The sequence below is a fragment of the Actinomadura sp. KC216 genome (assembly GCF_004348535.1).
In the GTDB taxonomy this organism is placed as follows: domain Bacteria; phylum Actinomycetota; class Actinomycetes; order Streptosporangiales; family Streptosporangiaceae; genus Spirillospora.
The window spans coordinates 1-9,339 of the sequence record NZ_SMJX01000316.1 but is presented as its reverse complement, the minus strand read 5'-3'; the positions used below and the strand labels follow the sequence as shown (position 1 = coordinate 9,339).

Genomic DNA, 9,339 nt, shown 5'->3' with positions numbered 1-9,339 from the left:
GGCGCAGGGCGTCGGACACCGAGGATCGGGTGCCGGGAATCGGGTGTCGGACGCTGGGGGCGGTGTGTGGGTAGCGCGGTGCGTGGCAGCGGTGCGGGGCCGCGTCTCGTTTGTCGTTGCAGCTCAGCCAGATCGAACGCAACGATCGTGTTGCCCAACTGCCTGTCGTCGGGGCACACCGCGTGACCCGAGCGAGCATCAGGTCATCCAGTCCACCTGGAGCACAGGAGGTGGTCGGGCGACGGCGCCCTGCGGGGGGCAGCGAGAAGGGTTTGGGGGGTCGGTGTATTTGGTGGACGTGTTGGTCCTCGGCGATTATCGGTGGGTGTGGTCAGCGGAGGGTGACGATGAACTTGCCTGGCTTGCCGATGTTGCCGGCCGGGTCGATGGCCCGGTATTCGATGGTGTGTCGGCCTTTGCCTAGCTTGCCGTAGGTGAGGCTGTCGATGACGGTGCCGTTCTCCGTGAACAGCCATGGGGCGGACGAGTCGGTCGGCCAGCCGAAGTAGTTGAACCAGCCATCCCCGTCGACACGGAACTCGGAGACCACGACACCCGCGCGGTCGTCTGCGCCGGTCAGGCGCATGGTGAACGGGCCGTCGAAGACGTACTCGGGCGTGCGGCCTGGGCGGGTCCGGCTCTGTGTCGCCTTCGACAGTTCGTACTTCACCGTTGGGCCCTGGGCATCGATCGTCCACGTCCGGCTCTTGGAACCGACGCGTGCGACTAGCTGATGCGTGCCCTTGGACAAGCGGAACCGTGCGAGATCGATGTCCCGGTCGCCGCCGCGTACACGTCGCCCATCCAGTTCCCAGCGGACGGTCGGGATGCTCTGTACCGGATGTGTCGTTTCCACGTACACGACCGACTCGCCGCCGACAGGCTTGTCGGTCGGCGTGGACGAGCTGAAATCGACAGGCACGTTCTCCGGCGGGGTCGTCACACTGGTGTCGACCGTCCACGTGCGCACTTGGGTGAGTGCGGGCGACGAGCGTATGACCGGGTCACGGACGAAGTCGGTCGGGTCGGTGACCCTCGCTTGAACGGTGTGCGTGCCCTCCTTCAAGTGCAGCTGCGACAGATCGAGGTTGGCGCCCTTCGCCATGGTCTTCCCGTCGACCGTCCAGGTGACGGACAACTGGTGTCCGGACGGATGCATCGTCTCGACCCACAGCACACGGTCGTCCCCAACTGGAGCGGTCGTTGGAGTGTGGGCCTGGATGAGGTTGACCTTGGCTGAGATTTGCTGCGTCATCCGTTCGCGCGACACCTGGTCGAAGTAGTAGCCCAGCGTTTTCATCATCGAGTGCTGGCTCGGCCTCCACACTCCCTTACTGAAATAGAGGCCGCCCTCGTACCGTCCTATGGTTCCTCCGGACTCGCTTCGTTCACCGAGCCACCGCCACCACTTCTTCTTCTGCGTCTCCATCTCCTGCTCGGTCATGAGCGTGTGGTGGATGGAGTCGGGCTCGGGACCGCTGTACGTCCCGCCAGGAACACCCCGCTGGTAGTAGTCGTACTCGTCGTCCAGTCCACCCAGCGAGTGGCCGAGCTCGTGCGGCGCTATGAGAGCCGACATCGCGTTGCCACCCGAGGCCGTCGCATAGGCGCCGCCTGCACCGCCGTAGGTGTCGCTGTTGGCGAGCGCGAGGATCTGCCGGTTCGCTTGGGTCGTCCCTGGAACGAGGTCGGCGTACGTCTTGGCCGCCGCAGAGTTCATGACGAGAAGCCGCTGGACGCCGTCCTCCCGGCAGCCGCTCCAGAACGCCATGCTCAGCGGAGTGGTGCGGCGTGGGGACGACAGCGACGGGTCGCAGCTCACCCCAGACTCACCGGACGGGGTCTCGACCGCGTACACGTTGATGTAGCTGCGATACGACTTGAACGGCTCGATCGTCCACAGGTCGTTGAGGTGCTCGGCGTAGTGGGCGCGGAACTTGGGCATGTCCGTCGGGGTGTAACCGTCCCCGAGGATCACGAGGTTGAAGCGCTTTGCGGGATCACCGGTGATCTGGACCGGAACCACCGTCGCGTCCGCAGGGTCGGCCGCCCGGTCGGCTGCCCGCGCGTTGACCCCGGACAAGGACAGGACGGTCACGACCGCCGCCCCGATCGCCGTCGTCCTACCCGTCCACATGCGCAGACCTCCTCGCGGCGGCGCACGCGGCAGGCGAGGGCCGCCCGGGGGACGCTGCGCCCGACTCGTCCCGCCCGCCGCTGACCGCCGCTCGCCGACTGCTGAACGTCGATCGCTGATCAAGCGGGACTTTTCCGGATTATCGCCTGAAGATCCGGATTTGTCGCTACCGCTTTCTGCGCTGACCGTCCGCCAGGCCCCGCGAAACCCGCGCCCCGCCCGCGCGCCGCTGCACCGCCGAGGACAGGACGGGCGCGAGCCCGCTGAACCTGGCCCCGAGCCGCAGCCCGAGCGGCGCCACGTCGATCTCGGCGACGTTCCGCTCGATGGTCCGGACGGTCGCCCGCGGCACGTCCTCCGGTGACCGGGTGCCGACGCCGCGCGGCAGCGTGACGCCGGTTTCGGCGAACATGCCCGCGTCCCGGATGAATCCCGGGAAGATCGTCGACACGCCGACGCCGTGCGGCCGCAGGTCCTCGCGCAGCGCCAGAGCGAACCCGCGCATACCGAACTTCGTCGCGTTATAGAGGGACGCGTTCCCGGACGCCGTCTTCTCGGACAGCGAAGACACGAACACCAGATGCCCGCGGCCACTCTCGGCCATCTGCGCGCTCGCGAGCTTCGCCATCATGCTCGGCGCCCGCAGGTTCACATCGAGCGCCCGGTCGATCTCGTCGGCCAGGAGTCCGGACGCGGGCAGCGCCGCGTTCGCGACGAGCACGTCCACCGGGTCCGCCTCGGCCAGAAGCCGTTCGCCCGCCGAGCGGTCCGCCAGATCGGCGGCGATGACCCGGGCGCCGCCACCGAGCTGCTCGGCCAGCGGTTCCAGGACGTCCACCCGCCGCCCTGTCAGGACGAGCCGCGCCCCGCGCCCCGCGAGCGCCACCGCGACCGCCCGCCCGATCCCGCCACTCGCACCGGCCAGCAGAACGTCCGCTCCGCGCAGGTCCATCCCGCGATGATCCCGCATACGTGAGCACTCTTCACCTTGCTTCACCTCCCCCTGCGCCGCCGTGCTCACCCCGGCCACACCACCGCACCCGCCCGACTCGCAGAGGCGGACGGCCCGACTGCACGGCCGGACAGCCCGGCCGGGGGACGAGAGCCCCGGCCGGGCGGATGAGCGACTCGGATGTCCAGCCGGGCGGCCCGGAGGCGCAGCCGGACGGCTGGACATGCGGGCGGACAGGCCCATTTGTGCGGATGCGTTGCCGGAGGCGCTGCCGGACAGCCTGAATGCGCGGGCGGGCGACCTATATGTGCTGGCGGGCGGCTCGGACGCGCGGCCGGGCCGCCTCCATGGGCGGAGGGATACGCCGGATGCGCGGGTGCGTGGCTCGGAGGCGCGCGGGCGGATGGAGCGGATGTGTGGGCGGACGCGGCGGATGTGTGGATGGATGAGCCGGAAGTGTGGAGAGGGGTGCCTGGTCTTGTGGCGGGGCTCGGAGGCGCTGGGTCACAGGCCGATTCGCCATAGCAGCAGGATGACCGACGACAGCACCAGGCCGGCGGAGCCGATGACGACCTCGCCCAGCGCGATCATCGCGGCGCAGCCCGTCGCGGTCATTCCGGCCGCCAGGACCAGGCCTCGGGCCCCGGACGGTTCGTCGTCCGGCACGCCAGAATCGAACTCGCGCTCCCAGCGGCGGAAGTCGTCCTCTGCCATCGGCTCTCCCGAGGGTCGTCACCCCGGATTATGCGGCGGTCCGGGCGGCCCGGCGAGATGGCGCGGGGGTGAGGGCATCCGCACCAGAATTTGGACGGCCGGTCCGATACCGGTGAGGGGGTGCGGACCGCCCGGGAACGGTTGCTAGGCTGCGGAGAGCCTGGGGGAAGCAGTCGCTGATGTGAGGTCCCCCAGGGTTTGACTGAATAGTCGAGGTGAAGGGGTCCCACCGTGAAGAAACTGCTCATTCTGGCCGTCGTGGCGCTCGGTGGCTTCGCTGTCTGGCGCCGGCTTCAGCAGGACCGTGCCGAGCTGGACCTGTGGACCGAGGCCACGTCGTCCGACAACTGAGCATTTCTCATCCCGCCCGTCCGCGGAGGCAAGACCGGCGCGGGCGGGGATGAGAGGTGTTCACCGACGCAGGCGATAAGGTCCCCGGCGTGAACGAAGCAGCCCCGATCACCGTCGCCTGCCTCGATCTCGCCGGGACCACTGTCGCGGACGGTGACACCGTCCGCACCGCCTTCGCCGAGGCGATCGCCACCCTGGGGATCGTCTCTGGCACGGCGGCGTACGACCGTGCCCTGGCCCGGTTCCACGAATCGCGCGGCGGCTCGAAACTCGCCATCTTCCGCTCCTTGTTCGACGAGGACCGCGCCCAGGCGGCGAACCTGGCGTTCGGACGCTCCTACGACGATCTCGTCGACCGCCGTGGACTGGAGCCCGTCCCCGGCGCCGACGACGCTCTTCTGAGCATCCGCACCGCTGGAATCCGCGTCTGCCTTCTCACCGGCTTCGGCCGCAGCACGCAGGCGCGCATCATCGACACCCTCGGCTGGTGGGACCGCGTCGACCTGACCCTCTGCCCGGCGGATGTCCCCCGCGGCCGCCCGTGGCCCGACCTCGTTCTCACCGCAGCGCTCCACCTCGGCGTGGACGACGTCCGCCACATCGCCGTCTGCGGCGACACCGCCAACGACATGCTCACCGGGCGCCGCTCCGGCGCGTCCATCGTCGCGGGAGTCCTCACCGGCGCCCACGACCGTGACCGCCTCCTCGCCGCTGGTGCCACCCACATCCTGCCCAGTGTCGCCGCCCTCCCCGGACTCATCCTCCCCGCCACCGTCGATGACACGATGACCGCCGACCACAGGTAGGCTGGTCCCCGCTCAAGGGGCCTTAGCTCAGTTGGTAGAGCACCGGCTTTGCACTACTCCCAGCTCAAACGGTGTACGCCTAGCGATATGCCGAGGTCGCCGGGAACGGTATTCAAACAAGCCGGTGCTGTAAGAATGAGCGGTTCCTCGTCTCCGGAGCGGAGACGAGATGCACGACCCCGACCTCTCCCGGGCCCGCCACTTCGCCCGGCTCGGCGCCCGCCACCGCGCCCGCAAAGCCGCCTGGAAGGCATCCGGCGGCGACCCTGAAACGTTCGCCGAGATCATGCGCGGCCACGCCGCGACCGGCTACCTGCATTACTACGAGGAGCCCGTACCGCCGCGCCCGCCGCACTATGTTGCGCCGTCGGTGATCTGGCTCGGGTGTCTCCGCGACATGATGCGGTACGGGGCGGTGTGCGCCGTCGCCGCGGCGGCGATCATCCTCGCAGGCGCGGCCGGCTACCTGTAACCGCTGCCGGAAAGACTGACGCCCCGTCCAAAGGGACGGGGCGCCGGTGCATCGCCTGGCCAGGCTAGACCGGCTCGGCGCCGTGCTTGGCCGCAATCGCGTTGATCCGTTCCGCTGTCGCGAAGTCGAGCTCGGTCACCACATCCCCGGCCGTGTGCGTCGTCATCGAGAACCGCAGCCGATCCCAGCGAATATCGATATCCGGACGGTGCTCCAGCTCGATTGCTGCGACGGCGACCTCGGCAACAATCCGCATTGCGTCGTCGTACTCGACTGCGAACGTCCTGTGAATCTCCCGGGTGTCCCCGGCCCATCCGGTTGCGGCGAGCCGCTCGGCGACCTGCCCAGCATCGAGGGGCGTCCTTAAACTCACGTGTCTCCTCCCAGCGTGGCGAGCATTTCGGTAAGCCGCCGTCCAGGCCGCTCCCTGGCCCACGGTCTCATGCGCTGGGCGAGCGCCTGCAACTCCCACCGCATCCGCGCTGAGCCGGTCTCCTCGGCTGCGCCGATGACCTCGCCGGCGACGGCCACGGCCTGCTCAGGTTCACGCCGTATCGCGTATGCGTGAGCCTGCCGCGCCCAGAACACCCCGACGTCCCGACGCGCCCCACCCTCGACCAGCGCGGGCATGATCCGCTCCCACACGGTCAGGGCCTCGTCGGCGCGGCCGAGGCGGGTCAGGCACGTGGCGTACTGGATGTCGAGGTAGTGGGCAGTGCGGCATGCGCTGCCCCACGGGTATTCGTCGTCCACCTCCTCGACCACGGCGGCGGCCTCGTCGAGGAGCCGGGCGCACTCGTCGGCCGCTTCGGCACGGGCAGCGTCGTCATCCGCTGCGGCGGCGGTGAGGGAGACGCCGTGCGCGGCCTGCTGCAGCACCAGCACCCGCACCTTCGGCGTGAGCGCTGCGGAGTGGACGAGCGCAGCGCTGGTCAGGTCGAGGACGCCGGGCCCGTCTCCGAAGTCGGCGAGCAGCATCGCCTTGTTGTGAAGCGCGAACGCGACGAGCTGCGGGTCGTGGGAGCGGTGCGCGCGTTCGAGCATGACGTCGTGCCAGTGCGCGGACTGGTCGAGGTCGCCGCCGTCCTGGTAGAGCCACCCGAGGAACGCAGCGTACCCGGCGGCCAGGGACCATAGCCGCGGACGCAGCGGCGCTTGGGCTCCGTTGGCCAGGTCGCAGAGCAGGCCGTATTGTGCGGCGGCGGGCATGAGGCGGAGCGGGCCGAGGTAGCGGTCGGCGCGGTAGTGCCCCGCGAGCTGCTCGGCGAAGTAGTCGGCGAGCTCGGGCGCCACGGGCCCATGGTGGCCGATGTCTGGCGTGATCGCAGTTACCCCCGCCCGCAGCACCCCGCGACGACGGAGGGGCGGCGATGGCCGGGAGGCGGGCCGGAGCGCAGCGAGCTGGCCGCCGGCGTCGAGGATCTCGTCGAGCCGCTCGGCGAGGGCTACGGATGGGAAGCGTTCACCGCGGGCGACCCGCGACAGGTACCCGTTGTCGCATGGGACGAGCTTGGCTAGCTTCCGCTGGCTGATGCCGCGCTCGGCTATCAGCGCGCGGAGCTTCTCGCCGAACGTCATCGCATCGCCCCGCCCGTTTCGCCCCGGGTTGACCCGCTGCCACATGCTGCCTGCACGTCTTGGCAGCAGGCAGCCCCTACCAAGCTAACGCCGGACGCGGTCGTGTGGTGGTTGAAAGGTGTCACAGGACACGAAGACGGCCCCGGCCGGCGGGCGAACGCCGGTGGTTCCGGGGCCTGACCGGAAACGGAGTCCGGCTATGGGCAACGTATCGAACCCGACCAGCGGGCCACCATCGGACCTCGACGCGCGTCTCGCGCGGCTGCTCAAGGACTTCCCCGAGTGGTCGTTCCGGTACGAGCTGTACGTGAATCTGACGCCGTGGGAGGCGGCGCGGCGTCCGTTCCGGGGCCCGGTCCGCGGATGCTTTGCTTGGATCCGCGCCGAGTCGGAGGAGCGTCTCCGCGAGATGCTCGCCGCGGCGGAGGAGATCGAGGCCAGGCGCGACGCCCCTGCGGTGAGCGAGGCCCCCGTGCCCGGGGGGTGCGTCCGGTGAGCGCGCCGAGATACACGCGCGACCCGCGGACCATCATGCAGGCGCGCGCCGCCGCAGCCAAGGAGATGATGCGCCGGTTCGGCGCGCTCGCATGGTTCGGCGCCTACACCGGTCTTTGGTGGGCGATGGTCGACGACCGGTACCTCGTACAGGCCAAGGTTCCGGCGGCGGACGTGGATGAGGTAGCGGCGGACATGGACGGTGGTGACGTGCTCGACGCCGGGCGCCCCGATGTCGAAGTCGGGGCGCTTGAACTCCGCCCCGGCCTGGCACGTCGGGGCCTGGTCGTCGTCGGTGTGTTCGTGGCACGCGCAGGCTGTTTCGTCGCGGAGCCATGCGGCGAAGCGGCGGACGACGTATCCGTAGGTGTCGATCGTCCGGTCGGAGCGGTCGCGGGCTTGGAGCGCCAGGCGCCACGAGTCCCATGCGGCCATGATCGGCAGCCCGGGCGGTGTCTGCTCGGCGGGTTTCGGCGTGGGCTTCGCGCGTCCCCTTCCGCGGCGGCGGGACGGGTCGAACTGGATGACTTCGGCTTGCATCAGACCTCCAGAGGGGGGTAGCCGGGTGCCGATGCTCACTGGCCCGGCCCGTCCGGAAAGCCTGTGCTGTCCTCACGGTGTACGATCGACGTTCGGAACGCCGATTCGGTGTTTCCGCAGGTAAACAACAGGAGATCAAGGGGCCTTAGCTCAGTTGGTAGAGCACCGGCTTTGCAAGCCGGGTGTCAGGGGTTCGAATCCCCTAGGCTCCACACTCGCGTCCGTTGATCATGGCCACAACCGGCGGGGCTGACACCTCAGCCCGTGGGCTGGCCGTCGAACGGGCATGCGCCGACGATCTTCCCGACCCCGCTTCCTCATCTATTACGAGTATGAGGACGCACCGGCGCCGCAGCGGTTCCGTGACCTGCTGGTCAGCATCGCCGACGTCGCCACCTTGGGTTCTATCGTGACGACGTTCGTCATCATGTGGGACCGCTGGTAGGGGATCGGCTCTGGACCAACTTGGTTATCCACAGGGTCACCTATGCCGGTTCATAGGTGTTGGTCAGCGCGATGATGTTTTCGGGGTCGTCCTTCAAGGGCTTCGATGGCGGGGGTGGACGGTCAGTCTGCGAGGGTGCCGACGGCGAACCAGAGTCCGGCGATGCCCGGCAACGTCAGCGGGACCACTGCCAGTGCGCCCAGCCAGCGCGGAATGCCCTGCGCGGTGCGGCCGGTCAGCAGGTTGAGGGCGCGGAGCCAGGCCAGGCAGGCGACGACGAGGCAGAGGCCACTGAAGATGAACCAGATCGCCGCGATCAGGGCGTTCACGTGCAGGACGGTAGCCAGAGGCGGTCATCGTCCACAAATCCGCCCTGGTGGGAAGCTGATGCCCTTGGACGGCCGCTCCGCGGCTGCGCGGTCCGTCGTTGGTGTGTTGGTCTCTTGCTGGGCAAGTTGGAGTCATGGATATCAACAGCGTGATCGTCGACTCCGCTGATCCGGATCGGCTGGCCGCCTTCTGGAGCGAGCTGCTCGACCGGCCGGTGGTGGGACGCTCCGGGCCTTATGTATGGCTCGAGCGCAGGAACGGGCTCGGCATCGGCTTCCAGCGCACGGACGGCTCCAAAGCCGGGAAGAACCGGCTCCACCTGGATCTCGAGTCGGACGATCCGGCTGCCGAACAGGCCAGGGTCGAGGCGCTGGGCGGACGGCGGCTGACCGAGTACGACCCCGGAGGTTTCCTCGTCATGGCCGATCCCGACGGAAACGAGTTCTGCATCATCCCCAAAGGCTCGTTCGAGCTCGACGACGAGGGGAGGGCCGACTATCTGACCGGAGGCGTCGGGGC

General features: G+C 69.1%; 13 protein-coding genes and 1 tRNA gene. 8 read left to right on the top strand and 6 right to left on the bottom strand.

Annotation, left to right across the window (positions count from 1 at the left end; translation table 11 throughout):
• Positions 1 to 331 precede the first annotated feature (331 nt).
• From E1264_RS34955 to E1264_RS34940, 3 genes are all read right to left on the bottom strand, one after another.
• A complete protein-coding gene (locus E1264_RS34955; RefSeq protein WP_132180519.1) occupies positions 332 to 2,137 on the bottom strand; it encodes a M64 family metallopeptidase in 1,806 nt (601 codons plus the stop codon).
• 166 nt (positions 2,138 to 2,303) lie between these two features.
• Entirely contained in the window at positions 2,304 to 3,089 is a 786-nt protein-coding gene (locus E1264_RS34950; RefSeq protein ID WP_132180517.1) for an SDR family NAD(P)-dependent oxidoreductase, read from the bottom strand.
• 504 nt (positions 3,090 to 3,593) lie between these two features.
• A complete protein-coding gene (locus E1264_RS34940; protein WP_132180513.1) occupies positions 3,594 to 3,803 on the bottom strand; it encodes a hypothetical protein in 210 nt (69 codons plus the stop codon).
• 231 nt (positions 3,804 to 4,034) lie between these two features.
• On the opposite strand from E1264_RS34940, the gene E1264_RS45660 reads away from it, so the two are divergent.
• The 3 genes from E1264_RS45660 (at position 4,035) to E1264_RS34930 (ending at position 5,432) form a co-directional block, all read left to right on the top strand.
• Complete coding sequence (locus E1264_RS45660; protein WP_211342807.1) at positions 4,035 to 4,154, top strand: DLW-39 family protein; 120 nt, start codon at positions 4,035 to 4,037, stop codon at positions 4,152 to 4,154.
• 89 nt (positions 4,155 to 4,243) lie between these two features.
• Positions 4,244 to 4,960 (top strand): HAD family hydrolase, encoded by a 717-nt coding sequence (locus E1264_RS34935; RefSeq protein ID WP_132180511.1) that lies wholly within the window; start codon positions 4,244 to 4,246, stop codon positions 4,958 to 4,960.
• A 169-nt stretch (positions 4,961 to 5,129) separates the two neighbouring features.
• Positions 5,130 to 5,432 (top strand): hypothetical protein, encoded by a 303-nt coding sequence (locus E1264_RS34930; RefSeq protein ID WP_132180509.1) that lies wholly within the window; start codon positions 5,130 to 5,132, stop codon positions 5,430 to 5,432.
• Positions 5,433 to 5,496: 64 nt separating this feature from the next.
• Here the strand turns inward: E1264_RS34930 and E1264_RS34925 are convergent, their stop codons facing one another.
• Entirely contained in the window at positions 5,497 to 5,805 is a 309-nt protein-coding gene (locus E1264_RS34925) for a 4a-hydroxytetrahydrobiopterin dehydratase (protein WP_132180507.1), read from the bottom strand.
• Positions 5,802 to 7,010 carry a helix-turn-helix transcriptional regulator gene (locus E1264_RS34920; RefSeq protein WP_165964540.1) on the bottom strand — a complete coding sequence of 403 codons (1,209 nt, stop codon included), beginning with the start codon at positions 7,008 to 7,010 and terminating at the stop codon, positions 5,802 to 5,804. Before E1264_RS34920 ends, E1264_RS34925 begins: the two co-directional genes overlap by 4 nt.
• Before the next feature lie 199 nt (positions 7,011 to 7,209).
• Between E1264_RS34920 and E1264_RS34915 the strand changes: the two genes are divergently transcribed.
• The 4 genes from E1264_RS34915 to E1264_RS43985 all read left to right on the top strand — a co-directional run bounded on the left by E1264_RS34915 (position 7,210) and on the right by E1264_RS43985 (position 8,490).
• Positions 7,210 to 7,506 carry a hypothetical protein gene (locus E1264_RS34915; protein ID WP_132180503.1) on the top strand — a complete coding sequence of 99 codons (297 nt, stop codon included), beginning with the start codon at positions 7,210 to 7,212 and terminating at the stop codon, positions 7,504 to 7,506.
• The gene (locus tag E1264_RS34910; protein WP_132180501.1) at positions 7,503 to 8,066 is read left to right on the top strand and encodes a hypothetical protein; all 564 of its coding nucleotides are present in this window, start codon (positions 7,503 to 7,505) and stop codon (positions 8,064 to 8,066) included. The genes E1264_RS34915 and E1264_RS34910 overlap by 4 nt, the downstream gene beginning before the upstream one ends.
• Before the next feature lie 118 nt (positions 8,067 to 8,184).
• Positions 8,185 to 8,257, top strand: a tRNA-Ala gene (locus E1264_RS34905).
• A 74-nt stretch (positions 8,258 to 8,331) separates the two neighbouring features.
• Positions 8,332 to 8,490, top strand: a complete 159-nt coding sequence (locus E1264_RS43985) for a hypothetical protein (protein WP_165964539.1) — start codon at positions 8,332 to 8,334, stop codon at positions 8,488 to 8,490.
• Positions 8,491 to 8,612: 122 nt separating this feature from the next.
• Here the strand turns inward: E1264_RS43985 and E1264_RS34900 are convergent, their stop codons facing one another.
• Positions 8,613 to 8,819, bottom strand: coding sequence for a hypothetical protein (locus tag E1264_RS34900; protein ID WP_132180500.1), 207 nt, complete (start codon positions 8,817 to 8,819; stop codon positions 8,613 to 8,615).
• Between the two features lie 134 nt (positions 8,820 to 8,953).
• On the opposite strand from E1264_RS34900, the gene E1264_RS34895 reads away from it, so the two are divergent.
• Positions 8,954 to 9,339: VOC family protein (locus E1264_RS34895; protein ID WP_132180498.1), on the top strand; the 386-nt coding region annotated here is incomplete at its 3' end.